This is a genomic window from Amycolatopsis sp. NPDC024027, from assembly GCF_040638975.1.
Lineage (GTDB): Bacteria > Actinomycetota > Actinomycetes > Mycobacteriales > Pseudonocardiaceae > Amycolatopsis.
Genome location: NZ_JBEZYY010000020.1, coordinates 139,339 through 164,390, shown reverse-complemented (window position 1 = coordinate 164,390; position 25,052 = coordinate 139,339). Strand labels below are relative to the sequence as shown.

Annotated in this window: 27 protein-coding genes; 13 read left to right on the top strand and 14 right to left on the bottom strand. The window is 73.3% G+C overall.

The features are described 5' to 3' along the window. The first annotated feature begins 23 nt into the window (after positions 1-23). The 5 genes from AB0F52_RS38135 to AB0F52_RS38115 all read left to right on the top strand — a co-directional run bounded on the left by AB0F52_RS38135 (position 24) and on the right by AB0F52_RS38115 (position 4,703). Entirely contained in the window at positions 24-836 is an 813-nt protein-coding gene (locus AB0F52_RS38135) for an IclR family transcriptional regulator C-terminal domain-containing protein (protein ID WP_360181559.1), read from the top strand. A 121-nt stretch (positions 837-957) separates the two neighbouring features. Continuing rightward, on the top strand, positions 958-2,115 hold the full coding sequence (locus AB0F52_RS38130; RefSeq protein ID WP_360181556.1) for a CaiB/BaiF CoA-transferase family protein: 1,158 nt from the start codon (positions 958-960) through the stop codon (positions 2,113-2,115). After that, positions 2,108-2,899 (top strand): citryl-CoA lyase, encoded by a 792-nt coding sequence (locus AB0F52_RS38125; RefSeq protein WP_360181553.1) that lies wholly within the window; start codon positions 2,108-2,110, stop codon positions 2,897-2,899. Before AB0F52_RS38130 ends, AB0F52_RS38125 begins: the two co-directional genes overlap by 8 nt. An 11-nt stretch (positions 2,900-2,910) precedes the next feature. Continuing rightward, positions 2,911-3,771, top strand: a complete 861-nt coding sequence (locus tag AB0F52_RS38120) for a dioxygenase (RefSeq protein WP_360181550.1) — start codon at positions 2,911-2,913, stop codon at positions 3,769-3,771. Between the two features lie 89 nt (positions 3,772-3,860). Then, on the top strand, positions 3,861-4,703 hold the full coding sequence (locus AB0F52_RS38115) for a zinc-binding dehydrogenase (protein ID WP_360181547.1): 843 nt from the start codon (positions 3,861-3,863) through the stop codon (positions 4,701-4,703). 49 nt (positions 4,704-4,752) lie between these two features. Here the strand turns inward: AB0F52_RS38115 and AB0F52_RS38110 are convergent, their stop codons facing one another. The 4 genes from AB0F52_RS38110 to AB0F52_RS38095 form a co-directional block, all read right to left on the bottom strand. After that, the gene (locus AB0F52_RS38110) at positions 4,753-4,920 is read right to left on the bottom strand and encodes a hypothetical protein (protein ID WP_360181544.1); all 168 of its coding nucleotides are present in this window, start codon (positions 4,918-4,920) and stop codon (positions 4,753-4,755) included. A 93-nt stretch (positions 4,921-5,013) separates the two neighbouring features. Continuing rightward, entirely contained in the window at positions 5,014-5,778 is a 765-nt protein-coding gene (locus tag AB0F52_RS38105; RefSeq protein ID WP_360181541.1) for a hypothetical protein, read from the bottom strand. Positions 5,779-5,833: 55 nt separating this feature from the next. Beyond that, positions 5,834-6,367 carry a carboxymuconolactone decarboxylase family protein gene (locus AB0F52_RS38100; protein WP_360181538.1) on the bottom strand — a complete coding sequence of 178 codons (534 nt, stop codon included), beginning with the start codon at positions 6,365-6,367 and terminating at the stop codon, positions 5,834-5,836. 100 nt (positions 6,368-6,467) lie between these two features. After that, on the bottom strand, positions 6,468-8,183 hold the full coding sequence (locus AB0F52_RS38095) for a glycosyl hydrolase family 18 protein (RefSeq protein WP_360181535.1): 1,716 nt from the start codon (positions 8,181-8,183) through the stop codon (positions 6,468-6,470). 286 nt (positions 8,184-8,469) lie between these two features. Between AB0F52_RS38095 and AB0F52_RS38090 the strand changes: the two genes are divergently transcribed. Genes AB0F52_RS38090 through AB0F52_RS38080 form a run of 3 tightly spaced genes read left to right on the top strand, consistent with a single transcriptional unit; the run spans position 8,470 to position 12,405 of the window. Next, on the top strand, positions 8,470-11,055 hold the full coding sequence (locus AB0F52_RS38090) for an ABC transporter permease (protein ID WP_360181532.1): 2,586 nt from the start codon (positions 8,470-8,472) through the stop codon (positions 11,053-11,055). After that, positions 11,048-11,740, top strand: coding sequence for an ATP-binding cassette domain-containing protein (locus tag AB0F52_RS38085; protein WP_360181529.1), 693 nt, complete (start codon positions 11,048-11,050; stop codon positions 11,738-11,740). Before AB0F52_RS38090 ends, AB0F52_RS38085 begins: the two co-directional genes overlap by 8 nt. Continuing rightward, positions 11,737-12,405: an ATP-binding cassette domain-containing protein gene (locus AB0F52_RS38080; RefSeq protein WP_360181526.1), complete on the top strand. Its 669-nt coding sequence runs from the start codon at positions 11,737-11,739 to the stop codon at positions 12,403-12,405. The genes AB0F52_RS38085 and AB0F52_RS38080 overlap by 4 nt, the downstream gene beginning before the upstream one ends. On the opposite strand, the gene AB0F52_RS38075 is transcribed toward AB0F52_RS38080, so the two are convergent. After that, complete coding sequence (locus tag AB0F52_RS38075) at positions 12,386-13,588, bottom strand: FAD-dependent monooxygenase (RefSeq protein ID WP_360181523.1); 1,203 nt, start codon at positions 13,586-13,588, stop codon at positions 12,386-12,388. The two genes, AB0F52_RS38080 and AB0F52_RS38075, sit on opposite strands and share 20 nt — an antisense overlap. A 162-nt stretch (positions 13,589-13,750) precedes the next feature. Between AB0F52_RS38075 and AB0F52_RS38070 the strand changes: the two genes are divergently transcribed. Further along, on the top strand, positions 13,751-14,104 hold the full coding sequence (locus AB0F52_RS38070) for a VOC family protein (RefSeq protein WP_360181520.1): 354 nt from the start codon (positions 13,751-13,753) through the stop codon (positions 14,102-14,104). Here AB0F52_RS38070 and AB0F52_RS38065 read toward each other — a convergent pair. After that, positions 14,101-14,940 (bottom strand): oxidoreductase, encoded by an 840-nt coding sequence (locus AB0F52_RS38065; protein WP_360181517.1) that lies wholly within the window; start codon positions 14,938-14,940, stop codon positions 14,101-14,103. The genes AB0F52_RS38070 and AB0F52_RS38065 overlap by 4 nt on opposite strands. Positions 14,941-15,037: 97 nt before the next feature. Here AB0F52_RS38065 and AB0F52_RS38060 point away from each other — a divergent pair, with 97 nt between their 5' ends. Continuing rightward, positions 15,038-15,940, top strand: a complete 903-nt coding sequence (locus AB0F52_RS38060) for a LysR family transcriptional regulator (protein WP_360181514.1) — start codon at positions 15,038-15,040, stop codon at positions 15,938-15,940. On the opposite strand, the gene AB0F52_RS38055 is transcribed toward AB0F52_RS38060, so the two are convergent. After that, a complete protein-coding gene (locus AB0F52_RS38055; RefSeq protein ID WP_360181511.1) occupies positions 15,928-16,263 on the bottom strand; it encodes a rhodanese-like domain-containing protein in 336 nt (111 codons plus the stop codon). The genes AB0F52_RS38060 and AB0F52_RS38055 overlap by 13 nt on opposite strands. Positions 16,264-16,273: 10 nt before the next feature. After that, positions 16,274-16,903 carry an NAD(P)H-dependent oxidoreductase gene (locus tag AB0F52_RS38050; RefSeq protein ID WP_360181508.1) on the bottom strand — a complete coding sequence of 210 codons (630 nt, stop codon included), beginning with the start codon at positions 16,901-16,903 and terminating at the stop codon, positions 16,274-16,276. A gap of 60 nt (positions 16,904-16,963) precedes the next feature. On the opposite strand from AB0F52_RS38050, the gene AB0F52_RS38045 reads away from it, so the two are divergent. Further along, positions 16,964-17,596, top strand: coding sequence for a helix-turn-helix domain-containing protein (locus tag AB0F52_RS38045; protein WP_360181505.1), 633 nt, complete (start codon positions 16,964-16,966; stop codon positions 17,594-17,596). A gap of 52 nt (positions 17,597-17,648) precedes the next feature. Further along, complete coding sequence (locus tag AB0F52_RS38040; RefSeq protein WP_360181502.1) at positions 17,649-18,728, top strand: GDSL-type esterase/lipase family protein; 1,080 nt, start codon at positions 17,649-17,651, stop codon at positions 18,726-18,728. A gap of 51 nt (positions 18,729-18,779) precedes the next feature. Here AB0F52_RS38040 and AB0F52_RS38035 read toward each other — a convergent pair whose 3' ends face one another. From AB0F52_RS38035 to AB0F52_RS38020, 4 genes are read right to left on the bottom strand one after another with little or no spacing between them, the layout of a single operon-like run. After that, entirely contained in the window at positions 18,780-19,079 is a 300-nt protein-coding gene (locus AB0F52_RS38035; protein ID WP_013226701.1) for a hypothetical protein, read from the bottom strand. Further along, on the bottom strand, positions 19,066-19,290 hold the full coding sequence (locus AB0F52_RS38030; RefSeq protein ID WP_086852548.1) for a hypothetical protein: 225 nt from the start codon (positions 19,288-19,290) through the stop codon (positions 19,066-19,068). Before AB0F52_RS38030 ends, AB0F52_RS38035 begins: the two co-directional genes overlap by 14 nt. Before the next feature lie 46 nt (positions 19,291-19,336). Continuing rightward, positions 19,337-19,792, bottom strand: a complete 456-nt coding sequence (locus tag AB0F52_RS38025; protein ID WP_103342705.1) for an Lrp/AsnC family transcriptional regulator — start codon at positions 19,790-19,792, stop codon at positions 19,337-19,339. Beyond that, on the bottom strand, positions 19,789-20,931 hold the full coding sequence (locus tag AB0F52_RS38020; RefSeq protein WP_360181497.1) for a Xaa-Pro peptidase family protein: 1,143 nt from the start codon (positions 20,929-20,931) through the stop codon (positions 19,789-19,791). The genes AB0F52_RS38025 and AB0F52_RS38020 overlap by 4 nt, the downstream gene beginning before the upstream one ends. Before the next feature lie 655 nt (positions 20,932-21,586). Here AB0F52_RS38020 and AB0F52_RS38015 point away from each other — a divergent pair. Further along, a complete protein-coding gene (locus AB0F52_RS38015; protein WP_360181494.1) occupies positions 21,587-22,531 on the top strand; it encodes a 5'-3' exonuclease H3TH domain-containing protein in 945 nt (314 codons plus the stop codon). Here the strand turns inward: AB0F52_RS38015 and AB0F52_RS38010 are convergent, their stop codons facing one another. Then, positions 22,532-23,749: a GNAT family N-acetyltransferase gene (locus AB0F52_RS38010; protein ID WP_360181491.1), complete on the bottom strand. Its 1,218-nt coding sequence runs from the start codon at positions 23,747-23,749 to the stop codon at positions 22,532-22,534. 53 nt (positions 23,750-23,802) lie between these two features. Further along, positions 23,803-25,005: a GNAT family N-acetyltransferase gene (locus tag AB0F52_RS38005; RefSeq protein WP_360181488.1), complete on the bottom strand. Its 1,203-nt coding sequence runs from the start codon at positions 25,003-25,005 to the stop codon at positions 23,803-23,805. Positions 25,006-25,052 lie beyond the last annotated feature (47 nt).

The following is a 25,052-nucleotide window of genomic DNA, read 5'->3' as shown; positions in this document are numbered from 1 at the left end:
CCATCGGAGAGGGAGGTGGCGCCATGCCACGCGAGGGAACCGGTCCCGATTTCATCGAAGCGCTGGCGCGCGGGCTCGAGGTGATCACGGCGTTCGGGCCGCACCGGCCGGAGATGACGCTCGCCGAGGTGGCCACCGCCACCGGACTGGCCCGCCCGACCGCCCGCCGGATCCTGCTCACCCTCGAAGAACTCGGCTACGTCCGCACCGACGGGCGCGGCTACGCCCTGACTCCGCGCGTGCTCGACCTCGGCGTCGCCTACGTGCGCTCGATGGGCCTGTGGGACGTCGCCCGGCCGCACCTGGAGCGCCTGGTCGCCCGCACGAACGAGTCGTGTTCGATCGCCCAGCTCGACGGCTCGGACATCGTGTACGTCGCCCGGGTCGCGGTGCCGAAGATCGTCGGCCTGAGCGTGCAGATCGGCACCCGGTTCCCGGCGCTGCCGACGTCGCTGGGCAAGGTCCAGCTGGCGGCGCTGCCGACCGACGAGCTGGAGGCGGTGCTGGCCCAGGCGTCCCGGTCGGGGCTGGTGCCGCGCTGGCAGCCGGACCGCGCCGAACGCGACGCCGAACTGCGCGAGGTCCGCGCCCGCGGCTGGGCGCTCACCGACGAGCAGCTCGCGCTGGGCATCCGGTCGGTGGCCGCGCCGCTGCGCGACGGGTCCGGGCGGGTGATCGCCGGGGTCAACGTCAACTGCCACGCCGCGGAGACACCGGTCGAGAAGCTGCTCGAACACCACCTGCCACTGCTGCTGCAGACGGCCGGCGAGATCAGCGCGGACTTCGCGCGGCTGGACGCCGTCCCGCACGTGGTCGCGAGCGGTAAGGCGGGTTAGAACGCGCCTTACCACTCACGACGGCCGCGACAGGCTCAGAACCGGCGCCTTGACCGCGGACCGGCGCTGTCGCACACTGGCGGACAGTAGTCCGACAGGCGGACACGAGTGGAGGCGTCGCGTGGAACCACCCCCCGGCCCGCTGTCCGGGCTGCTGGTCGCGGACTTCTCCCGGGTGCTGGCCGGCCCGTACGCCACGATGCTGCTCGCGGACCTGGGCGCGGACGTCGTCAAGGTCGAGGGCCCGCAGGGCGACGAGACGCGCACGTGGATGCCGCCGGTGCGCGGGGACGTCTCGACCTACTACCTCGGCGTCAACCGCGGCAAGCGGTCCATCGCGCTCGACCTGCGCGACGAGGCCGACGCCGTCGTCGCCCGCGAGCTGGCGGCCCGCGCGGACGTCCTGATCGAGAACTTCAAGCCCGGCGGCCTGGCCAAGTACGGCCTGGACTACGAGACGGTCCGCCGGACCAACCCCGGCAGCGTCTACGCCTCGATCAGCGGGTTCGGGGCCGGCGAAGGCGCGCACGTGCCCGGCTACGACCTGATGGTGCAGGCGATCTCGGGCCTGATGAGCCTGACCGGCGATCCGGACGGCCCGCCGTACCGGGCCGGGATCTCGGTGTTCGACGTCATGGCGGGCAACCACGCGGTGATCGGCATCCTGGCCGCGCTGCGCCACCGCGACGCGACCGGCGAGGGCCAGCACGTCGAGGTCAACCTGCTGTCCTCGGCGCTGACCGGGCTGGTCAACCACAGCTCGGCCTTCGCCGCCGGTGGCGTGGTGCCGTACCGGATGGGCAACGCCCACCCCAGCGTGTTCCCCTACGAACCGCTGCCGACCGCCGACGCCGACCTGATCGTCGCCGCGGCCAACGACGGGCAGTTCCGCCGCCTGTGCGAAGTGCTCGAATTGCCCGAGGTCCCGGACGACCCGCGCTTCGCCCGCAACGCCGACCGCACGAAGAACCGCGAAGAGCTCCGGCCGCTCCTGGTCGAGCGGCTGGCGAAACGCGGTGCGGTGGACTGGTTCGACGCGCTGACGAAGGTCGGTGTCCCGTGTGGACCGATCAACACGATCGACGGCGGGTTCGCGATGGCCGAACGCTTCGGCCTCGACCCGATCGTCGAGGTCGGCGCCGGCGACCGCGCGGTCCCGACGACCCGCCACCCCATCCGGTTCTCCGCGACCCCGGCCGGCTACCGGCTGCCGCCGCCGGAGCTCGACGAACACGGCGCCGAACTGCGGGCGTGGCTGACGGAGGCCGCCGATGGCTGACCCGGTCTACGAAACCGCCCTCGGGGCGTCCACAACGGACAAGATCACCCTGCTCGGGCACGACCTGGCCGAGGACGTCATGGGCACGGTCGGGTTCGGCGAGCTCGCCTTCTGGCTGGCGACGCAGCGACGTCCGTCCCCCGGGGAAACCCGGGTCTTCGAGGCGGTGCTGGCCGCGCTGGCCGACCACGGCTTCACCCCGACCGCGATCGTCACGCGGCTGACGTACCTGTCCGCACCGGACTCGGTCCAGGGTGCCCTGGCCGCCGGCCTGCTGGGCGGCGGGTCGCGGTTCCTCGGCGTCACCGAGGACTGCGGCCGGTTCCTGCACGACGTCCTTTCCGGCGTCGAGCGGCCCACCGGCCGGGCGGGCTGGGACGCGCTCGCGCTCGAAACGGTCGAAAAGCGCCGTGCGGAGCGGAAGTTCGTCCCCGGCCTCGGGCACCACGTGCACAAGGACGGCGACCCGCGCACCCCGCGGCTGTTCGCCATCGCCGACGCCGAAGGCCTGCGCGGTCCGCACCTGGAGCTGTTCGCCGCGATCGGCCGGGTGCACCCGCGGGTGCTGGGCAAGACGCTGCCGCTCAACGGGGCCGGCGTCTGCGGCGCCGCGCTCGCCGACCTCGGGCTGCCCCTGGAGCTGCTGCGCGGGTTCGCGCTGCTGGCCCGCACCGCCGGGCTGATCGGCCAGCTCGCCGAGGAGCTGCGGCACCCCGTCGCGAACGACATCTTCCTGTCCGTCGACCTGAACAACCGGTCGGTCCCGCCGGATCCGCACGCGTGAGAGGAACGCCGATGCAGCTGGTCACCGAGGACAACATCACCGAGCTCGCCGCGCAGCGCTGGGCGAGCGCGCACGACCCGCGGACGGCCGAGGTGATGTCGGCGCTCGTGCGTCACCTGCACGCCTTCGCCCGCGAGGTGCGGCTGAGCGAGCCCGAGTGGATGGCCGCGATGCGGTGGCTGACCGAGACCGGGCGGATCAGCGACGAGAAGCGGGAGGAGTTCATCCTCGCCTCCGACGTGCTCGGCCTGAGCATGCTGGTGGTGCAGATGAACCACGCCTTCGACGCGAAGGCGACCCCGGCCACCGTGCTCGGCCCCTTCCACATCGAGGGTTCGCCGGAGAAGGAGTTCGGCGGCGACATGTCCGACGGCCTGCCCGGCACGCCGCTCTACGTCACCGGCACGGTCCGCGGCCTGGACGGCTTCCCCGCCGTCGGCGCGGTCCTCGACGTCTGGCAGGCCGACGAGGAAGGCGCGTACGAGTCGCAGGTCGCCGACGTCGACGAGGCCCGGCTGCGCGCGAAGTACACCAGCCGCGCCGACGGGACCTACTGCCTGCGCACCATCGCGCCGAAGGGGTATTCGATCCCGATGGACGGCCCGGTCGGCGCGCTCGTCCGGGACACCGACATCAGTCACTTCCGGCCCGCCCACGTGCACTTCCTGATCAACGCCGCCGGGTTCGAGCCGCTGATCACGCACCTGTTCCAGGAGGGCGCGCAGTACCTGGACAGCGACGTCGTGTTCGGCACGAAGCAGGAGCTGGTGGTCGCGTTCGAGCCGCGCGAGCCCGGGCCGACGCCGGACGGCGGCGAATCGGCGGAGCCGTGGCTCGAGGCCCGGTACGACTTCGTCCTGCAGCCGGTGTGATCGCGGCCGAGATCCGGACGCCCGGGCATCCCCCGGTGGTGGCCGGCCGAGCCGAGCCGTCACCCGGGCCCGGTGAGGTGGCCGTGTGCGTGACGGCGGCGCCGATCACCCCGCTCGACCTGCTCTGCGCGTCCGGCACGTCCTACTTCGGCGTGCCCGCCACGCCTTACGTGCCGGGGGTGCAGGGCGTGGGGGTGCTGGCGGGAAAGCCGGTCTGGTTCGCCACGGCGGCGGGCATGCGGCCCGGGGACGGCAGCATGGCCGAGTACGCCGTGGCCGAGTACGCCGACGTGGTCACCCTGCCGGAGGAGGCCGATCCCCCGCTCGTCGCGGCGCTCGGGCTGTCGGCGGTCGCGGCGTGGATGTGCTTGACGGGCAAGGGAGAACTCGCCGCGGGTGAGACCGTGCTGGTGCTCGGCGCGGGCGGGGTGGTCGGGCAGTCGGCCGTCCAGCTGGCGCGGGTGGCCGGGGCCGGCCGGGTGGTGGCGTGCGCGCGGTCGGAGGCCGCGCTGGAGCGGGCCCGGCGGCTGGGCGCCGACGGCACGGTCCGGCTGGAGGACGGCGAAGACGCCGAGGGGCTGGCGCGGCGGCTCGATGCGGTGGCCGGGCCGGTCGACCTGGTGGTCGACCCGGTGTGCGGGCTCCCGGCCGCGGCGGCGCTGCGGACCCTGCGTCCGGGCGGCCGGCTGGTCAACCTCGGCAGCGCGGCCGGCGAAGTGTGCCCGGTGCCCTCCGCCGTCCTGCGCAGCCGGTCGCTGCGCATCCTGGGTTACACGAACAACGAGCTCACCGCCGACGAGCGCCGCGAAGCGCTGCTGACCGTGGTGACGCAGACGATGACGGGCGCGCTGACGGTCGGCTACGAGCGGGTCCCGCTGCAGGACGCGGCCCGGGCGTGGAACAGCCCGGGCCGCGTCGTGCTGGTGCTTTAGGACGCCCGGAGCAAGCTCCCGGTGGCACCGGGGTCCGTGATCACTTCGGTCACTTGCCCCCAGGACCGGGTTTCGGCACATCGCCGATGTAGGGACCGCTTCCCACCCCGCCGACCGGCGACGGGTCGTTCGGGGGGCCGCTCGTCGCGGACGCCGCGGGGGCGAGCACGGCGAGCGCGGCCGCGGTGAGCAAAGCGGCAGCTACAGCACGTTTCATCGTCAGGCTCCTTCGCGTTCCCCCGCATTGTGCCGGTTCCGGCTTCCGAACCGCTTCCGAATTCCGGAAAGCCGTCGCGGGCCTCCGGCAGCCTCACCCCGCAGGGGTGAGGTTCTGGCAGAGGGCAGCCGGGAACTTCGGTTCGGCGGCCAGGATCTCACCGCAGCCCCCGCCCGTCGCCGAGGCGAAGCTCGACCAGCCGTTGCCCGCCCATCGGAAGGCGACCCGGTTCGGGGGCTGGCCGCGGTGCCGCTGCAGGTCGTGGATCAGCCAGTTCTGGTCGCACGCCCGGGTGGTGCCGGGGAACTCCGCCTCGGTGCTGTACTCGATTTCGCCGACCCACGCCGGGTCGCAGTGGTCGGCCGGCGGGTCGCACGCGACCACCCGGTCGCACTTCTTCCAGCCGCCGGAGCGCAGACCCCAGGGCTCCGCGGAGTTGACGACCACCAGCCGCTTCCCGATCGGTGCGGCCACCTTGACCGGGAGGTCGGCCGGGGCCTGCTCGCAGTTCGCGCCGTCCGGCATCCGGAACCGGACCTCGGCCCGGATGCCGTTGCCGGCCTCGGTGACCTCGACGTGCGGTGCGACAGCACAGGTGGGCAGGTTGACGTGCAGCACCGCGGTGCGGTCGTCGGGGCCCGGCCGGACGTCGACGACCCACGCGGCGCTCTCCAAGGGCGGCCCCGGCACGGGCGGCGGCGATCCCGTGGCGGTCGCCGCCGACGTGGTGACCGGCGTGGTTTCGGGCGCGGCGGTGCTCTTGTACGGGATGTTCAGCGCCAGCAGCAGCCAGAACGCGAACAAGCCCGCGGCGAGCACCCCGGCCGTCCACAGTGCGGGCTTGACGAATCTCGACATCGAAGTTCCCCCCTCAACGTTGCCGGCGGGAGCCTATCCGACGTCGGAACCTGTCTCAGCCGCCGTAGCCCTCGGCGGCCAGCGCCTTCCCGATCTGCTCGTAGGCCGCCGGGTCGTCCGGGGCGACCGTGGCGAGGCCGTCGACGTAGCGGTTGAACATGCAGAACGCGGCGGCGATCAGGACCGTGTCGTGCAGCTCGACGTCGGTGGCGCCTTCCGCGCGGGCCGCCGCGACCAGTTCGGGCGTCACGGCACGACCCGTTTCGCGGGTGGCGAGGGCGATCCGCAGCAGCGCCTTCACCTTCTCCCCCACCGGTGCGTCGTCGACCCCGGCGCAGGCCGCGTCGACCACCGCGCGGCCGCCGTCGAGGGTCTCCGCCGCCGCGGCGGCGTGGGAGCCGTGGCAGAAGCGGCACTCGTTGCCGTTCGACACCACCGCCGCGATCAGTTCGCGCTCGCCGACGGTCAGGCTGCTCGGGCCGCGCAGCAGCGTCTGCGCCAGGTGGTTGAGCGGGACCGCGGTCTCGGGCCGGAACGCCATCAGCGACCTGATGCCGGGCAGCTGCGGGTCGAGCGCGATGTGGGGCATCGATTCCTCCTGGTGGGCGAAAGATCGTCCCCCGCAGTCTCGCGAACCGCGGCGGCCCGGCCAACCTCCGTGTTGCTCAACCGGGCCGCCGCCAAAAGCCTCAGCCGATCGCGAAATCGTCCGCGAAGACGGCACTTTGGCCGTACCAGCCGTGGACGTACACCGTCACCGCCCCGGACGCGCCGGTCGTGAACGGCACCGACAGCCGCGTCCAGCCGCTGCTCGAGGTCCACGCGCTCGCGGTGGCCCCGCCGCGGACGCCGACGTAGGCGTAGCTGCCCTGGACCCACGCCGTGAGCGCGTAGGAGTGGTTCGCGGCGAGCGTGACGTTCTGCGCCGCTTCGCCGGTGGCCGACGCCGAGGGCGTCACCTGCAGCGCGTGGGTGCCCGAGTGCGCGGGCGAGGCGACGACCGCGTCGCCGGGACCGGTCCACGGGCTCAGCGCACCGGTTTCGAAGCCGCCGTTGACCACCCCGCCCGCGGGCGGGGTGCCCTTGACGGTGAGGGTGAAGGTGGCGCTGTGGCGGCCGGAAGCGGCGGTGCCCGTCACGGTGAGCGGGTAGTTGCCGGGGACGGCGGCCGCGGTGGTGCCGACCGAGAGCGTCGCGCTGCCGCCCGCGGTCACCGAACCGGGGCTGACCGACGCGGTGACGCCGGCGGGCGCGCCGGTGACCGACAGCGCGACCTGCTGGGCGGAGCCGGACGTCACGGCGGTGGTCACCGTCGCCGACGCCGAGCCGCCGGGGTCCACCGCGGCCGAGGCCGGGCTTGCGGCGAGGGAGAAGTCGTTGCCGGGCACGGAGGTGCCGCCGGTGAAGGGCTCGAACGCGTGGCTGAAGAACCAGGTGTCCTGGGCGATGCCGGAGCAGTTGTCCGCCGCCGCGCCGCCGGGGCAGCTGCCGTTGTCGCGTTGCAGCGCCCAGAAGGAGAGGGTGTTGATGCCTTTGGCGACGGCCCAGTCGTAGACGGTGGCGGCGTCGGCGGTGGTGAAGGTCTCGGCCGGGCCGAAGTCGTCGACGCCGATCATCTCGGTGATCCCGACCATCGCCCACAGCTGCGCCTGCGGTTTGCCGGGGTAGAGCGTGGCCAGCTGCGAAACCAGGCCGTTCGCGGCCGTCTGGGTGTCGGTGGCCATCTCGTGGGCGGCGTTGTCGTAGTAGTCGAAGGTCATCATGTTGACGACGTCGACGCGGGTGCCGTTGGTGACGGCGTTGCGCAGCACGTTCAGGCCGCTGTCGGCGAGGCCGCGGGTGGTCGTGGGCAGGGTGTAGGAGATCTGCAGCGTGCGGCCGGAGGCCGCGGCCCAGTCCTGGACCTTCTTGATGGCCTTGTTGCGGCGGTCGATCCCGGCGGAGTTGGTCAGCGAGTTGTCCTCGATGTCCATGTCCAGGCGGGGGACGTCGTAGGTGGTGATCACCGACTCGTAGGCGGCGGCGATCGAGTCGACGCTGGTGCAGCTGTCGGCGATCTCGGTGCCGGTGTTGTCGGCGGTGTAGCCGCCGAAGGACGGGATGACGTCGCCGCCGCGGGAGCGGATGGTGGCGATGTCGGCACCGAAGGTGCCGGTGGCGACCGGCATCCCGGTGTCGCCGTTCCAGTACACCGTGCACGAGCCCTTGGTGGCGGCCTGCAGGAACGCCATCGTGAGGTGCTTGGCGCCGGACTGCTGCGCCAGCGCGGCGGGGCTCTCGCCGGTCCAGGCTTCGAAGTACGGCGCGAAGACGTGCGCGGGCAGCGGCGTGGCGGCGTGGGCGGTGCCGGCCGCGGCGACCAGCGAACCGGCCGAGAACGCCGCCAGGGCCAGGGAAACGGACAATCGGGAGAAAGATCTGCGTCGACGCATCTGCGCTCCAGAGCCGGCGGGGAGCCGTGCGGCGGCGGAGCACGGCGGGAACCCCTTCAGGATTGGATCAGACCAATCGGTGCGTCAAGGTCTAGACCACTAAACAGGCCGGATGGCGGCAGTGATTGCTCGGCGGCGCATCCCCGGCGCGAACACACGGGGTGAGCAACGATCGTGACAAAAACGTTCCAACTCCCGGGGGTGGCCGGTAGCGTCCTGGTCCATGCGGGTGATGTGGGGGAAGAATGGACGACGCACAGTGACCAAGCCGTGGCGGGCGGCCCCGAAGGCCGCCCTCTCCAGCCCGCTGACGCTGGTCGTGGCGGCCGTGACCGCACTGCTGGCGTGCTTCCTCGGCAGCGCCGCGGTGCTGCAGGCGTCGGCGGCCGGCGGCGCGGCGGTGCGGTACCAGACGGGCATCACCTGCCCGGACAGCTACGGCCCGATGTTCGGCAAGGGCAACATGCCGGTGCGGGACATCCCCGCGGTGACCGGCGCCATCCAGCGGCACGCGGCCGCCCACGGGTTCGGCGCGCCCGTAGTCGGCCAGTTCACGAACGTGCTGCGGGGTACCGAGTTCAACGGCGACCCGCACTACAAGATCCGCCTCGGCTACCGCGACCAGGTGGGCCTGGACAACCTGACGCTGCGGCAGGGCGCCCGCACCCCGGGGCTGTGGCTGGGCAACGTGGTGGCCGACGCCGAGCACATCGGCGTCGGCACCAAGCCGAGCCTCCAGGGCATTCCGCTGCCGCCGATCACCGGCATCTACGGCGACCTGCTCGACCCGCCGCCGCGGTGGTGGTGCTCGCAGCAGTCCGGGGCCGTGATCGACCGGCTGGTCGACGACCCGATCGACTCCATCGTCTTCGCCACCGACCGCAAGACCTTCGACGACGCGATCAAGGCGATCGGGCTGCCGACGATGCAGTACTTCCACGTCTCCTTCTACGAGCCGGCGCCGACGACGCTGAGCGCGGCGGAGGACCTGCAGCAGCGCTCGCAGGATCTGGTCGCCGACGTCCGCGCCGACCTGACCGCCCAGGGGCTCGGGTCGCTGATCGCCGCCGACGTCCCGACGTTCCAGCGTTCGGTGCAGATTTCCCGCCAGGCGCAGGACAACGTGTTCGTCTCGATCCTGCCGCTCGCGCTGATCAGCGTCCTGGTCGGCTGCGCGGGCCTCGGCACGGTCGCCCTGCAGTGGTACCAGCGGCGGCAGCCGCAGCTGCGGCTGCTCTCCGCGCGCGGCAGCGGCCCGGCGGCGCTCGGCGGGCTCGCCGTCGCCGAGCTGGGCCTGCCGATCCTGCTCGGCGGAGCGGCCGGCGCGGTCGCGGCGCGGCTGCTGCTCGGCGTGTACGGCCCGCCCGGCACCCCGGATCCGGCGGCCGAGCTGCGCGCCGCCGGCGTCGCGGCCGTGACGCTCGCGGTGTCGCTGGCACTGCTGGCGCTGGTCGTCGCGGTGCGGGTGCACCGGGAGTTCGAGCTCGGCCGGATCCGCCGCGGCAGCGGCAAGCAAGTCCGGCTGCTGGCCTACTTCCCCTGGGAGCTGGCGACCGCGGGCATGGCGTGGCTGGGCTGGACCCGCCTGGCGCACTACGGCACGACGTCACGGCTGGGCAATCCGCTGCCCCAGGTGGACCCGGTCGCCCTGACCTACCCGGTGTTCGTGGTGCTGACGGTGGGGCTGCTGACCGCGCGGCTGGCGTGGCTGGCGCTGCACGCCTCGCACCGGGCCCGGTTCTGGTCGCGTCCGGCGCTGCAGCTGGCGATCCGGCGGCTGGCCGGCGCCCGCGCCCCGGTGACCGGGGTGCTCGTCATCGGCACCCTCGCGATCGGGACGCTGGCCACCGGGATCGGCATCGCCGACGGCCAGGAGGAGGCCCTCGACACCAAGTCGGCGATCTTCGTCGGCAGCAACGCCCGCCTCGACACCGACAGCCCGATCGGCATGGGCCAGGTCCCGATGCCCGCCTCGCTGGCGGGGACCAGCACGGTGGTCGGCGAGCTGACCGGGACCGGCAGCGTGGTGCTGGTGGTCGACCCGGCGACGTTCATCCGCGGCGCCGCGGTGGACCGCGTTCCCGGCGACGACCTGGCCGGGCTGCTCGAGAAGATCTCGCGGCCGGACCCGCGCGGCACACCGGTGCTCCGGGTCGGGCACACGGCCAAACAGGACGCCCGGCTGCCCGACGGTCTGCCCGACGCGGTCGTCGCCGGGGACCTGCCGGTGTTCCCGATGATCGGCACCTCCCCCGGTTACGTCGTCTCGCGCACGGTGCTCAGCCACGCGCAGCTGGACGGCATTCCGAAGTGGAGCGTGCTGACGACGGCGCCGATGGCGGAGGCGACGACCGCGCTGCGCGCGGCGGGGGTGTACCTCCCGAACCGGATCAGCCGTGAGTCCGCTTTGGACGGTCTGCCGTTCTTCGTGGTGTCGTGGACGTTCTCGTTCGTGGCCCTGCTGGGCGCGGTGCTCGGCGTGGTGGCGATCCTGGCGCTGCTCGTGGCGGTCGAAGTCCGCCGGCGGCAGAACGCCCTGGCCGGGGCGCTGGTGCTGCGGATGGGCATGCGGCCGCGGACCCTGCTGGCCAGCCACCTGATGGAGCTGGGGGCGCTGAGCGGGCTGGCGATCGTCGTCGGCGTCGTGTGCGGGGTCTCGGTGGCGGGCTTGTCGGTGCCGCGGTTCGACCCGGCGACCTTCCTCGCGCCGCGTTCGGAACTCCCGGATCCGCTGCCGTTCGTGTTGACCGTCGTCGCGATCGGCGTGGCGGTGGTCGCGCTGGCCGGCTGGATCGCGGTGCGCTCGGTGCGCACCGCCCGGACCGCGGAGCTGATCCGTGCCTGAGAAACCGATCTTTTCCCTGCGCGGCATCGGCGTCGACTACCCGACGCCCGCCGGGCTCGTCACCGGGGTCGACGACGTCAGCCTCGACGTGCCCGCGCGCGGGATGACCGTGCTCGCCGGCCCGTCGGGGTCGGGGAAGTCGACGCTGCTGCGGGTGCTGGGGCTGTTCGAGCAGCCCGCGCGCGGCACGCTGACGTTCCAAGGTGCCGACGTCCGCAAGCTCAAGCACCGCGAGCGGCGGGCGTTGCGGCGCCACCACCTGGGGCTGGTGTTCCAGAACCCGGCCGACAACCTGCTGGGCTACCTGACCGTGGCCGAGAACCTGCACGCCGCGGCCGAGGCCGCCGGGACCGAGTGCGCGGCGGACGACATCCTCGGCCAGCTGGGCCTGCACGGCACCGGCAGCTGGAAGATTTCGGCGCTGTCGGGCGGGCAGCAGCAGCGGCTGGCGTTCGGGTGCGTGCTCGCCGCGCGCTCGACGGTGATCCTCGCCGACGAGCCGACGTCGCAGCTGGACGAGGCGTCGGCCGACCTGGTGCTGGACACCCTGCAGTACCTGGTGGACCAGGATTTCGCGGTCCTGGTCGCCTCGCACGACGAACGCCTGATCGACCTCGGCGCGCGGGTGGCCCGGCTGCACAAGGGCGCGCTCGAAGGCATCGAAGAACGGGAGCTGCCGGCATGACACTCGTGGAAGCGGTCGGGCTGCACCGCAGTTTCGCCCACCCCAGCGGCGACATCGAGGTGCTGCGCGGGCTGGAACTGCGCGTCGGCGCCGGTGAGCTCGTGACGGTGTCGGGCCGGTCGGGCTCGGGCAAGAGCGCGCTGCTGGCCCTGCTGTGCGGGTTCGACTCCCCCGACTCCGGCTGCGTGCTGCTCGACGGCGTCCCGATCAGCGGCGCGCCGCCGTGGCACACCTGCGCGGTGCTGCCGCAGGCGCTCGGGCTGGCCAACGAGCTGACGATCGCCGAGAACGTCGCCCTGCCGCTGCGGCTGCGCTCGGACGTCCCGCGCCCGGCACCGTCGGCGATCGCCGAGCGGGTCACCGGCCTGCTGGACGAGCTGGGCATCGGCGAGCTCGGCGACCGCTACCCCCTGGAGGTCTCCTTCGGGCAGCAGCAGCGGGTGGCGCTGGCCCGCGCGGTCGCCGGCCGGCCGCGGGTCCTGCTCACCGACGAGCCGACCGCGCACCTGGACGCCGGCTCGACGCCCCGGGTGCTGCGGCTGCTGCGCCGGTGCGCCGACGGCGGAGCAGCCGTGATCGTCGCGACGCACGACGAAGAGGTGCACCGCATCGCCGACCGCCGCGTCCGCCTCCTCGACGGGGTGCTCACCGCCCTGCTGGACTGACCGAAGCCCGTGCGTCCGGCACGCCCGCGTAGCCGGGCAGGTCGACGCCGTTGATCGCCCGCTCGATCAGCGGCATCAGCGCCTCCATGTCGAGCTCGGCGTCCGCGGCGTCCGCCGCACGGCTCCGGATGTGCAGCCGGCCGATTTCCTGGTTGGCCTCGACGTACGAGCGCATCCGCGTCTCGTAGGCGGCGAACCCGGCCTCGGGGTCCCACCCGGCGGCGGCCAGTTCGCCGGCCAGCAGGTAGGCGCCCACCAGGGCCAGCCCGGTGCCGCCACCGGACATCGGCGACGAGCAGAAGGCCGCGTCGCCGATCAGCCCCACCCGGCCGGCCGACCAGCGGTCCATGACCACCTGGGCGACCTGGTCGAGGTAGAAGTCCGGGGTGTCGTCCAGGTGCGCGAGGATGCGCGGGGTCTGCCAGCCCAGGCCGGCCATCCGTTCCCGCAGCAGGTTCTTCTGCGCTTCGATGTCGCGGTGGTCGACGTCGAAGCCGTCCGAGGGGAACGAAAGCATGGCCATCGCCCGGGTGGGGTCCTTGAGGGGCCGCAGGCCGGCGGAGCGCCCGGACGCCGGGTCCTGGTGGTCGATCATCCAGCGATCCAGCCCGAATTCGTTGGGAACGCTGTAAAACGCCAGCACGAGCCCGAGGTGGCGGACGAACCGCTCGCGCGGCCCGAAGACCATCGCGCGCAGCGCGGAGTGCAGCCCGTCGGCCCCGACCACCAGGTCGAAGCGCCGCCGGGCGCCGCTCGCGAAGGTGACGTCGACCCCGTCCGCGTCCTGGGTGAGCTCGGCGATCCGGTCGCCGAAGACGTATTCGACTTCGTCGCGGGTGTCGTCGTGGAGCACCTGGGACAGGTCCCCGCGCAGGATCTCGATGTCCGCGATGAACCCGTCGCCGCCGTTGTCGTCGGCGTTGAAGGTCTCCAGCACGTTCCCGTCGACGTCCACGGTGTGCGCGCCGGCGGTCTCGGTGCGGGCCGCGCGCACCGCCGCGTCCAGCCCCATCCGCTTGATGACCTCCTTGGCCACCCCGCGCGCATCGACCGCCTGGCCGCCGGGACGCAGCCCGGGGGCCCGCTCGACCACGGTCACCTCGGCGCCCCGCCGGCTCAGCCAGTGCGCCAGCGCGGGCCCCGCGATGCTCGCTCCGGCCACCAAAACCCTGCTCCCGCTCATCGCGGTCCCCCCATCGCCTGTCCGGATGACGGTCCGGAGTGTAGCGGCGGTGGCCGCACCAACCGATCAGGAATCGAGAAGCGCTGTTCGGCGGTCCGCGAATAGCGTCGGTGGAGTACCGCAAGCGACGTACCGCAGACCACGACTTCAGGAGCACCGAAGATGAGCACCCAGGGGATCAAGACCGTCCTGCACCCCGTCACCGACTTGGCCGCCGCCAAGGCCGTGTACACCGCGTTGCTCGGCATCGAGCCGCAGGCCGACGCGCCCTACTACGTCGGCTACGACGCCGAAGGCCAGCACATCGGGCTGGTGCCGAACGGTGCGCAGCAGGGCATGACCGGGCCGGTGACCTACTGGCACGTCGGCGACATCGAGGCGAAGCTCGCCGAGGTGACCGCGGCGGGCGGGACGGTCAAGGACGAGCCGAAGGACGTCGGCAACGGGCGCCTGGTGGCGACCTTCACCGACGCCGACGGCAACGTCCTCGGCCTGCTGCAGGACACGCGGGGTTAGTCGAGCGCGGTGGCCCGGCTGACCTCCTCCCAGGCGGCCAGGTCCGCCGCGACGGCCTCGTGGTGGGCGCGGATCGCTTCGACGGCGTCCGCGCCCAGCGCGAGCCGCAGCGGCGCGTCGTCGCTGCCGACCGCGCGGACGATCGCCGCGGCCGCCTTGGCCGGGTCGCCGGGCTGGGTGCCGTCCATGTTGTCGACCGCTTCGCGCGTTCCGCCGGTCGACACCGCGTAGGCGTCGATCGTGCGGGAGCGGTGCATGCGGCCGCCGCCGAACTCGGTGCGGAAGGCGCCCGGCTCGACGATCAGCACCCGCACCCCGAACGGCGCCACCTCCGCGGCCAGCGCCTCGGAGATGCCTTCGAGGGCGAACTTCGTCGCGCAGTAGGCGCCGTAGCCGGGCGGGGACAGCTGCCCGCCCATCGAGCTGATCTGCACGACCGTGCCGCTGCCCTGCGCACGCAGGTGCGGCAGCACCGCCTTGGTGACCGCGACCGCGCCGAAGAACATCACGTCCATCAGCTCGCGCAGCTCGGCCAAGGTGAGTTCTTCGACCGCGCCGACCGAACCACTGCCGGCGTTGTTGACCACGACGTCGATCCGGCCGAACGCCTCGAGCGCGGCCTGCACCGCCGTGTCGATCTGCCCGGCGTCGGTGACGTCGAGGGCCGCGGTCCGGAGCCGGTCGCCCCCGCGTTCCCGCAGGTCCGCCAGGGTTTCCGGGCGGCGGGCCGTGGCCAGCACGCGGTCGCCCGCGGCGAGTGCGGCCAGCGCGATCTCCCGGCCGAAGCCGGCGGAGCAGCCGGTGATCAGCCAGACGCGGCCGTCGGTGTTCGTCATCTTCGTTTCCTCCCAGTGCTTTCCTCCCTTCCATCCTGGGGATGATCACGGCCGCGGCGCCAACACCGATGTCCTGCCGCGGCTACAGTCGGAGCCTGTGACCCCCGAGTTGCGGCAGCTCCGCTACTTCGTCGCCGTCGCCGAGGCGACCAGCTTCACCCGCGCCGCCGCCGGCCTGCACCTCGCGCAGCAGTCGCTGTCCCAGCAGATCACCGTGCTGGAGCGGACCCTCGGCGTGCGGCTGTTCGACCGCGACGCGCGCGGGGCACGGCTGACCGCCGTCGGCCGGTTGTTCCTGCCCGAGGCCCGCGCGGTACTGGCCCGTGCCGAAGAAGCCGTCGCGACGCTCGGCCGGGCGGTGCGCGGCGAGATCGGCGACGTCCGGCTCGTCTTCCTCGCCACGACGGCGAACTACCTGCTGCCGCCGGTGGTCCGCGCGGTGCGGGAGCGGCTTCCCGGGCTGGCGGTGACGACGGCGGAGGCGTCGATCGCCGAGCTCGTCGAGGGACTGCGCGAGGGCCGGTTCGACCTGGCGTTCACCCGGCCGCCGCTGGTCGGCGACCTGGTCTCCCGGACGCTGCTGACCGAAGAGGTGTGCGCGGTGCTGCCCACCGGCCACCCGCTGGCCGGGCGTGCCTCGCTGAAACTGGCCGACCTGGCGGACGAGCCGTGGGTGCTCACCCCGCGCGGCAGCTGGGAGCCGTGGCACCGCGGCTACGACGACGACTTCGCCGCGGCCGGTTTCACCCCGCGGGTGGTGCAGCGGGCCGCCACCGTGCAGGGCTTGCTCGGGCTGGTCGCGGCCGGGGTCGGCGTCACCCGGCTGGCCCGTTCCTCGCACAGCCTGCGCCGCACCGGCGTGGCGTTCGTGCCCTTGGACGGCGATGTCGCCCGCACGGAACTGGTGTGGGTGCCGGGCAACGACAACCCGGCGGTGCGGGCGATCGCCGACGTCGCGGCCGGGCTGGCGGCGGCCACGGACCTGACTCAGGCGGGCTGACCGCTTTCGGTGGGCAGGCCGGCGCGCACCCAGTCCTCGATGCCCGCGGCGTACTTGCGGACGTCGGTGTAGCCCAGCCGGGCCAGCTGCGCGGCGACCTGGCCGCTGTTGGCGCAGGCGGGGTTGGAGCAGTAGGTGACGATCGCGGCGGCCTTGTCCGGCAGCAGCCGGGGCGCCTCGGCCGCGACGTCGCCGACGACGAGGTTGATCGCTCCCGGCAGGTGCTGGGCCGTGTAGTAGGACTCGGGCAGCGCGTCGACGAGGACGAGGTTGCCCTCGGCGAGCCCGGCGCGGACCGCGTCGCGGTCGATGGTCTCGGTCACGGTTGCTCCTTCAGAAGGTCTTGGCGGTGTCGCGGGCGGCCTCGCCGGCGATGCGGGCGGCTTCCCCGGCGTCGCCGGTGAGGGTGGGGTGGAACCGGATCTCGGTCACGTCGTCGATGCCGGTCCAGTTCAGCCAGCCGGTGAAGAACGGTGCCTGGAAGTCGGCGCCGAACTCCGGGCCGAGCCCGGGGGCCCACACCGCGCTGGTGTAGATCACCGCGGCGCGCTTGCCGCGGCCTTCGAGCAGGTGCCGGTAGCCGGTGGCCGGGTCGACGCCGAAGATCCAGCCGGGCTGGGACACGACGTCGACGAACTGCTTGAGCACGTACGGCACGCCGGAGTTCCACATCGGCACGCTGAACAGGATCCGGTCGGCGGCGTCGAACCGGGCGAACGCCGCCTGCGCGGCCGCCCACGCTTCGGCTTCCTCGCCCTGCGGGGTGCCGCCGCCGAAGACGGTCATCTTGGCGCGGGCCGCGGCCGGGCCGAACGCGGGCAGCGAGCCGTCCCAGAGGTCCCATTCGTCGATGTCGGCGCCCGGGTAGAGGCTGCGGTAGGTGTCCAGGAAAGTAGCTGCCAGACGCAGCGACTGGGAGTCTTCCGCTCGTGGGGAGGCGGAAATGTGCAGCAGATCGGGCATGACGAGGCTCCTTGCGGGTGCCGGCTTCCGCCGGGCGAAGAATCGGACTAGAGTCCGCTTATGTCCCCGAACCGTAGCGGACCGCAGTCCGCTTCGTCAACGCCTCCCGAGCTGCCGGTGCTCGGCGCGCCCGTCCGCGAGCGGGCGGACGCCGCCCGCAACCGGATCCGCGTCCTGGAAGCCGCCGAGAAACTCTTCGCCGAACGCGGCGTCGACGCGGTCACCATGGACGACGTCGCGGGTGCTGCCGGCGTCGGCAAAGGCACGCTCTACCGCCGCTTCGGCGACAAGGGCGGCCTCGCCATGGCCCTGCTCGACCAGCGCGAACGCGAGCTCCAGGCGCAGATCCTCACCGGCCCACCGCCACTCGGCCCCGGCGCGGAACCCGCCGAACGCCTCGGCGCGTTCATCGAGGCCTACCTCGAACTCCTGGACCGGCAGCTGGACCTGGTCCTGCTCTCCGAGACCGCCACGACCGGCGCCCGGTTCCGGACCGGCGCGCACACCCTGTGGCGGCAGCACTGCCGGCACCTGCTCGAAGCCGGCGGCGCGGACGGCGCCGAGATCGCCACGGACGTCCTGCTCGCGGCCCTCTCCGCCGAGCAGGTCCGGCACTGGCGGCGGGACCGGGAGATCAGCTCGGTGACCCTGGCGCGGTCACTCGTCCGGCTGGTGCGGACCTGGCTGCCGTGACGCACGGTGTCCGAAGCGGGAGTCGATCACCCGGTCCGTAGAATCGACGGCGATGCGACGTCTTCGGTGGTACTGGGGAGCCCTCGTCCTCGCGTGCGCGGCCTTGCTGGCCGGGTTCTTCGTCTTCTTCGGCACCGAAAGCCAGCCCGGGCGGCCCCAGCCGCGGCAGGGCCCGCCGGGCACCGGCCCGCTCACCGTAGTCACGATGGGTGACAGCACCGTCTCCGGTGAAGGCGCCGGCCAGTACACCGCCGCCACCAACGGCCAGGGCGGCAACTGGTGCCACCGCTCCCCCAACGCCTTCGCCGGGAAGATCGCCGCGCCCGGCATCACCGCGCACGTCAACCTCGGCTGCTCCGGCGCACCCGCCGAGCAGGTCGCGCTCGGCGACGTCAAGCAGTGGACCGAGGGTTCGCAGGCGCAGCAGCTGGCCGCGCTCGTGAAGGACCACCGGGTGGCCGCGGTGGTGATCGCCGTCGGCGCGAACGACGAGCCGAAGTTCTCCAACCAGGTCAACGACTGCTTCAAGGCCTGGTTCGACGCCGGCGGCCCGCCCTGCAGCACGGCGCTGAAGCAGACCTGGCAGTCCAAAGTGGACGCGATGGTGCCGAAGGTGGCGAAGGCGGTTTCCGACGTGAAGGCGGTGCTGGCCGCCGCCGGCTACGTCCCCGCGGACTACCAGCTGATCCTGCAGTCCTACGCGGCCCCGATCGGCCCGGACCTGCCGGAGAACCTGCGCACCCTCGACGGCTGCCCGTTCCGCACCGAAGACCTGCGCTGGATCGCCCAGACCGGCATCGGCGTGCTGTCCTCCGGTCTGAAGGCGGCCGCCCGGCAGACCGGGGCCCGCTTCCTGGACCTGGCCAAGGCGGGCGTCAAGCACGAAGCCTGCAGCGGCGGCGCGAACCCGGCGACGGAGTGGTTCACCCGGCTGACGCTGCAGCTGGCCGACCTCGCCCAGGCCGAGCGCGCCGGACACGCGCTGCAGGAGTCGTTCCACCCCAACGCCGCCGGCCACACCGCGATCGCCAACTGCCTGACGGAGTTCATCGCGGCCAAGGACGGCAACGCCTCCTGCCTGGCCGGCGCGGACGGCAAGCTCCACGCGGTCCCGGAGGTCGTGGCCCGCTGACCCCGGGGGCCGGTTCGCGTACCGGGACGGCCGACTTTCCCGGTACGCGGGTCAGAGGTCGAGGGCGGCCCGCAACGCGATGTCGATGCGTTCCTGGACGTCCTGGTCGATTTCGGCGATCCGCTCGTCGAACCACGGGCGGTAGAGCCGGGTGAGGTTGAGCGTCGAGACCCAGTAGCGGGCGTCGACCGCCACGCCGAGGATGTCCATCGGGTCGCGGTCGAGGAGCTCGGTGCCGAGCAGCCAGGGCCGCTCGGACTCGTTCACCCCGTCCGAGGACAGCAGCACCACCGTGCGCTGCCGGGCCGGATCGGTCGGGGGGTGGTACGTCCAGACTTCACCCCTGCGCACGCAGATCCTTTTCCGCCGCGCTGCGCTCGGCCTCGTCCGATTCCGCGACGGCCGGTTCCGGCCTCTGCGGGGTGTAACCCGTGCGCACCGCCTCGCGCCTGGCCGCCTTCGACAGCCAGGACGAGACCGAGATTCCGTGGGCTTTCGCGGCTCGTTCGGCGAATTCCAGCGCGCCGCTGTCCAGCGAAAGAGTGACCTTACGTGTTGCCATACCTTTTACCGTACCAGCGCCCCGGCCGCGGGACGGAGCGCCGGTGTCAGAACGTCGGCGAACGTCCCTCGAACGGCGTAGAGAGCACCACCGTCGTCCGGGTCGACACCTTCGCGGCCTCCCGGATCCGGCGCAGCAGGTCCTCCAGGGCCAGCGGCGACTGGACGCGCACCAGCAGGATGTAGGACTCGTCGCCGGCCACCGAGTAGCACGACTCGATCTCCTTGATGTGCTGGATCCGCTGCGGGTAGTCGTCCGGCGCGCCCGGGTCGTTCGGCGTCAGCGAGATCAACGCCGTCAGCGGCAGGCCGATCTGCTCGCCGTCGAGCCGGGCGGTGTAGCCCAGGATGACCCCGCGCTGCTCGAGGCGGCGCACCCGCTGGTGCACCGCCGACACCGACAGCCCCACCCGCTCGGCGAGGTCGGTGAAGCTACGCCGGCCATCGGACGCGAGCTCTTGGACGATCGACTGGTCCAGCGGCTCCAGGCCGCCGGTCGTCATGCGTCCAGCACGACGAGCTCGTGCGGCTGGTTGTTGACGGATTCGACGCCGTCTCCGGTGACGATGACGATGTCCTCGATCCGGGCGCCCCACCGGCCCGGCTGGTAGATGCCCGGCTCGACGCTGAAGGCCATGCCCGGCTCCAGCGGCAGCGCGTTCCCGGCGATGATGTACGGCTCCTCGTGCACGTCCAGGCCGATGCCGTGCCCGGTGCGGTGGATGAAGTACTCGCCGAAGCCCGCCTCGGCGATGACCTCCCGCGCGGCGGCGTCGACGGCCTCGGCGGTGACGCCCGGCTTGACCGCGGCGACCGCGGCGGCCTGGGCCCGCTGCAGCACGGCGTAGGTCCCGGCCACGTCGGCGTCCCGCGGCTCGCCGACGGCGTAGGTGCGGGTGGAGTCGGAGTTGTAGCCGGCCGGCAGCGGGCCGCCGATGTCGACGACCACGACGTCACCCCGCTCGATGACGCGCTCGGAGACGTCGTGGTGCGGGCTGGCGCCGTTCGGGCCGGAGCCGACGATCACGAAGTCCGCCCGGACGTGACCCTCCTCGACGATGGCCGCGGCGATGTCGGCGCCGACCTCGGCCTCGGTGCGGCCCGGCCGCAGCCACTCGTGGACGCGGGCGTGCACCCGGTCGATCGCCGCGCCGGCCTCACGCAGCGAGGCGATTTCGGCGGCGTCCTTGCGCATCCGCAGTTCCCGCACGACCGGACCGGCCAGGGTCTGCTCGGCCTCCCCGAGCGCGGCCCGCAGCGCGAGGACGTGCAGCGCCGGGGTGAAGTCGCTGACGGCGACCCGGCCGGGCTTGCCGAGCCGGTCGGCGACGAGCTTGTACGGGTCCTCGCCGTCGACCCAGGTCAGCAACTCCACGCCGAGGTCATCGGTGGGAACGTCGGCGTACCCGGGCGCCTCCAGCTTCGGCACGACCAGCGCGGGCGTGCCGTCGGCGGGGACGACGAGGGTGGTGAGCCGCTCGAACGAGCCCCCGGCCTGCCCGAGCAGGTACCGCAGGTCGGAGCCGGGCGCGATCAGCAGGGCATCGGTGCCCGCGGCGGCCGCGGCAGCGCGGGCACGGTCCAGCCGCGCCCGCAGGGCGGCGGCGTCGGGAGCGGGCGTGTGGAGGGATCGGCGCGACATGAAGCCGAGCCTAGTAGGGCGCCGCGGCCGGCGGACGCGCCCGGCCCACGACATGCCGGGCCGGGTGACGCAACACCCGCCGCCGGCTGCGCTCCGATGGCCGGCGCGAGTGGCACCACGCCGGTGCGAGCGGGGCCGCCCCAGCAGCCGCCGGCTGCGCTCCGATGGCCAGTGCGAGTGGCACGCCGGTGCGAATTCCCCGGCCTCGCCGCCGGCTGCGCTCCGATGGCCAGTGCGAGTGGCACGCCGGTGCGAATTCCCCGGCCTCGCCGCCGGCTGCGCTCCGATGGCCGGTGCGAGTGGCACCAGGCCAGTGGGAGTGGGCCGCCCCAGCACCCGCCGCCCCAGCCCCGGACCCGAGCCGCCCTGGCTTGCGGGAACGAGCGGCCCCTAATCCCCCGGGCCTGAGCCGCCCTGGCCCACGGAAGCGAGCCGCCCTACCCCCGGCCCGCGGGGGCGCCCCCCGTTTTCCACGCTACCGGTCACCACCGACAATTCCGGGCCCCGGAAGACCGAACCGGTCAGCCGCGGTCTTCGTTGCGAGCCCGGACCGCCGCCGCGTACGTGTCGTGTCGTGTCGACCGCTCGCCTCCTCCCCGTGCCGGGTCGCGTGGCTTGCCCCTCGCGCGGGGCCGGGGCATGGCAGGCTGTGCGGGTGACCGGATCCCTTGCCCTGCTCGACTCCGCGAGCCTGTACTTCCGCTCCTTCTTCGCCCTGCCCGACTCGATGCGCGCCGCCGACGGGACGCAGGTCAACGCCGTGCGCGGGTTCGCCGACACGATCGCGCGGATCCTCACCGACCGGCGGCCCGCGCGGCTGGTCTGCTGCCTCGACGCCGACTGGCGGCCGAAGTTCCGCACCGACCTGCTGCCCAGCTACAAGGCGCACCGGGTGGCCGAAGAGACCGGCAGCGGCCCGGACGTCGAAGAGGTGCCCGACACGCTCACCCCGCAGGTGCCGATCATCCTCGAGCTGCTCGAAGCGTTCGGGTTCGCCACCGCCGAAGCCGCCGGCTACGAAGCCGACGACGTCATCGGCGCGCTGGCGACCCGCGAAAAGACCGACCCGGTCGAGGTGATCACCGGCGACCGGGACCTCTTCCAGCTCGTGCGCACCGAACCCTCCCCCGCGTCGGTCATCTACGTCGGCAAGGGCTGGGCCAAGGCCGAAGTCCTCGGGCCGGCCGAGATCGCCGAGCGCTACAGCCTCCCCCGCGAGAGCGCCGGGCCGGCGTACGCGGACATGTCGGTGATGCGCGGCGACCCGTCCGACGGCCTGCCCGGCGTCGCGGGCATCGGCGAGAAGACCGCCGCGAAGCTGATCACGCAGTTCGGGTCGCTCGAAGCCCTGCTGGCCGCGGCCGACGCCGGGGATTCCGCGGTTCCGCTCAAGACGCGGCTGCGGCTGAAGGACGCGGCGGACTACCTCGCCGTCGCCCCGACCGTCGTCCGGGTGGCGGTCGACGCTCCGGTGGAGCAGTCGCGCCCCGACACCGTGCCCGCGACGCCGGCCGACCCGGAACGGGTCGCCGAGCTGGCCGAACGGTGGAACCTCGGCAACTCGGTCGAACGGCTGCTCAAGGCCCTGCCCGGCGCCTAATTAGAAGTGCGTGCCGCACCACGGGGCGGCCGTCGTGGTGAACAGCTCGTCGGCCCGCCCGAGCGCGGCCGCGTCGCGGACGTCGATGCAGCCCGCGTCCGCCAGCGTCGTCGCGGCCCAGTGCCCGAGGTAGAGCATGCCGAGCGTGCCGACGTCGAGGGCCAGGTCCGCGGCCAGGTCGGTGCGCCGGGCGCCGTCCGGGCCGATCTCGTAGTGCCCGGTGTTGGCCGGCAGCAGCCGGTCGGTCACCGCGAGCACGACCGGGCCGGCCGAGCGGTAGGTCCGGGCGGCGAGCGCGGCGGTGACGTCGATCGGCCGCAGCCACAGGTCGTCCTCGACGGCGGCCGTGGCCGCGTGCCGGTGGTCGGTCAGCATCAGGGCCAGCGGCTCGTCGACCGGCCGATGCCGTGCGTGCACCTCCGAGACCAGGTCCACCGACAACAGGAACCGCCACAGCCCGGCCCGGGCGGCCGGGCTCGCTCCGTGCAGGTCGAAGACTTCGAGCGCGGCACCGTGATCGGGTGAATCGAACGACCGGCGGTCGGCCGTGGCGTACACGACGAAGCCGTCGTCCCCGTCCGGTCCACTGTGGACGGCGACGAGCCTGCCGCCGTCCGGGCCGACGTACCGGTCGTGCGAGATCGGCCACCACAGCTCCGGCCGCCCGATCATGCCCGGCCGGTGCAGCCCGATCCGCCGGTACAGCCCCGGAATCTCCTTCACCGCCTCCTCGGGCGCGAGCAGCCGGACGTCGCCGCCGGCCGCCACGCGCTCGTGGAGCCGGGCCGCCGGCCGCGTCACCCGCAGCGTCTTGCCGAGCGCCGCCGAGCCGTAGCCGAACCGCCCGTAGATGGTGGGTTCGCTGGCGTGCAGCACCGCCAGCGGCAGCCCTCGCGCGGCGAAATCGGCCAGCTGGGCGGCCATCATCGCGCTGAGCACGCCGCGGCGCGTCCGGTCGGCGCGGACGCCGACGCCCTCGACCGCGGCGACCGGCAGCGTCCGCCCACCCGGGACGGCGATCTCGGTGTCGTAGGAGCTCACGATCCCGATCGGCGCGCGGCCGTCGAACGCGCCGAACTTGTGCGCGGCGGGCCACGAACCCCCGGCCCGGGCCCAGACGTCGTCGGTGACGGGCCGGCGGTGCAGCGCGCGGCGCAGCAGGTCGAAGGTGCCGCGGCGCTCTTCTTCGGTGATCGGGCGGACGTCGAAGGCGGTCATCCTCCCGATCTTGCCGCGGGGCATCCGGCCCGGCACGCGGTTTTCCGCGCCGCTCAGAAGTGGCTGCCGCTCCAGGCCGCCACGCGGGTGCCGAAGAGCAGGTCCGCCGCCTCGGGCGCGGCCGGGTCACGCACCTCGATCCGGCCGGCCGCCGCCAGCGCCGAAGGCCGCCAGGTACCGAGATAGACCATGGCCAGGGTGGTGACGTCCAACCGGAGCCCGGCCGGGCGGTCCGTGCGCCCGGCACCGTCCGGGCCGACGAGGTAGGTGCCGCTGTTGCCGGGCAGCAGCGGATCGGTCACTTCGATGACCACGGGGGCGGCGTGCCCGTAGGCCCGGCCGGCCAACGCGGCCGGGACGTCGACGAGCCGGATCCAGTGCTCGTCGCCGATCCGGTCGACGTTCCCGCTCCGGTGGTCGGCGAGCAGCAGCTCGATCGGATCGTCCAGCGGCCGCGAATCCGCGACGACCCGGTCGACCAGGTCGACGCCGAGCAGGAACCGCCACAGCCCCGCGAACGCGGTCGCGGAACCGGCGAACAGGTCCGCCACCTCCAGGGTCTTGGTCCACGGGTGGGCGAGCGCGCCCCCGACGGAGTAGGTCGCGAACCCGTCGGGCCCACCGGGCCCGTGGTGCACGACCGCCTTCACCGGCGACGCGTGCCGCCGCAGCTGCATCTCGTAGAGCCGCCACAGCACCTCCGGCCGGGACATCATCCCCGGCCGGCGCTCGAGACCGTCGTACACACCGGGGCAGGCTTCCAGCGCCCGGTCGAGGTCCAGCAGCTCCAGCTCCCCGCCCACCGGGGCGTCCGGCCGCAGCCGCGCCCGGTGCCGGTCGACGCTGTAGGTGCGGTACCGGGTGGCCAAGCCGTAGCCGAACCGGCTGTAGATCCCGGCTTCGGACGCGAGCAGGTTCGCGAACACCACCCCGCGGGCGGCGAAGTCCGCCAGCTGCGTCGTCATCAGCGCCCGCAGCACCCCGCGGCGAGTGCGATCGGCGCGCACCCCCACGGAGGTGACCCCGGCCATCGGCAGCCGCGCCCCGCCCGGCACCGTCAGCTCCGCGTCGAAGAACCGGGCGGTCCCGATGAGCTCCGGATCGAACGCCCCGAGCGCACCCCCGGGCTGGTAGTACCGCGCCGCGTACACCCATTCGGCGTCGTCGGACGGCGGGTTGTGCACGGTCTCCCGGAACAGGTTGCTCGCCGCCCGGTGCTCCCCCGTGCCCAGCGTCCGGATCTCGAAGTCGTTCATGCCCGGATCATCTCCGGAAACGACGAAGCCCGGCCACCGGAAACACC

Coding starts and splice junctions, on each gene's coding strand:
- AB0F52_RS38135 (WP_360181559.1), top strand. CDS start 24: ATGCCACGCGAGGGAACCGGTCCCGATTTCATCGAAGCGCTGGCGCGC.
- AB0F52_RS38125 (WP_360181553.1), top strand. CDS start 2,108: ATGGCTGACCCGGTCTACGAAACCGCCCTCGGGGCGTCCACAACGGAC.
- AB0F52_RS38120 (WP_360181550.1), top strand. CDS start 2,911: ATGCAGCTGGTCACCGAGGACAACATCACCGAGCTCGCCGCGCAGCGC.
- AB0F52_RS38110 (WP_360181544.1), bottom strand. CDS start 4,920: ATGAAACGTGCTGTAGCTGCCGCTTTGCTCACCGCGGCCGCGCTCGCC.
- AB0F52_RS38105 (WP_360181541.1), bottom strand. CDS start 5,778: ATGTCGAGATTCGTCAAGCCCGCACTGTGGACGGCCGGGGTGCTCGCC.
- AB0F52_RS38100 (WP_360181538.1), bottom strand. CDS start 6,367: ATGCCCCACATCGCGCTCGACCCGCAGCTGCCCGGCATCAGGTCGCTG.
- AB0F52_RS38080 (WP_360181526.1), top strand. CDS start 11,737: ATGACACTCGTGGAAGCGGTCGGGCTGCACCGCAGTTTCGCCCACCCC.
- AB0F52_RS38075 (WP_360181523.1), bottom strand. CDS start 13,588: ATGAGCGGGAGCAGGGTTTTGGTGGCCGGAGCGAGCATCGCGGGGCCC.
- AB0F52_RS38070 (WP_360181520.1), top strand. CDS start 13,751: ATGAGCACCCAGGGGATCAAGACCGTCCTGCACCCCGTCACCGACTTG.
- AB0F52_RS38065 (WP_360181517.1), bottom strand. CDS start 14,940: ATGACGAACACCGACGGCCGCGTCTGGCTGATCACCGGCTGCTCCGCC.
- AB0F52_RS38050 (WP_360181508.1), bottom strand. CDS start 16,903: ATGCCCGATCTGCTGCACATTTCCGCCTCCCCACGAGCGGAAGACTCC.
- AB0F52_RS38045 (WP_360181505.1), top strand. CDS start 16,964: ATGTCCCCGAACCGTAGCGGACCGCAGTCCGCTTCGTCAACGCCTCCC.
- AB0F52_RS38040 (WP_360181502.1), top strand. CDS start 17,649: ATGCGACGTCTTCGGTGGTACTGGGGAGCCCTCGTCCTCGCGTGCGCG.
- AB0F52_RS38030 (WP_086852548.1), bottom strand. CDS start 19,290: ATGGCAACACGTAAGGTCACTCTTTCGCTGGACAGCGGCGCGCTGGAA.
- AB0F52_RS38025 (WP_103342705.1), bottom strand. CDS start 19,792: ATGACGACCGGCGGCCTGGAGCCGCTGGACCAGTCGATCGTCCAAGAG.
- AB0F52_RS38020 (WP_360181497.1), bottom strand. CDS start 20,931: ATGTCGCGCCGATCCCTCCACACGCCCGCTCCCGACGCCGCCGCCCTG.
- AB0F52_RS38010 (WP_360181491.1), bottom strand. CDS start 23,749: ATGACCGCCTTCGACGTCCGCCCGATCACCGAAGAAGAGCGCCGCGGC.
- AB0F52_RS38005 (WP_360181488.1), bottom strand. CDS start 25,005: ATGAACGACTTCGAGATCCGGACGCTGGGCACGGGGGAGCACCGGGCG.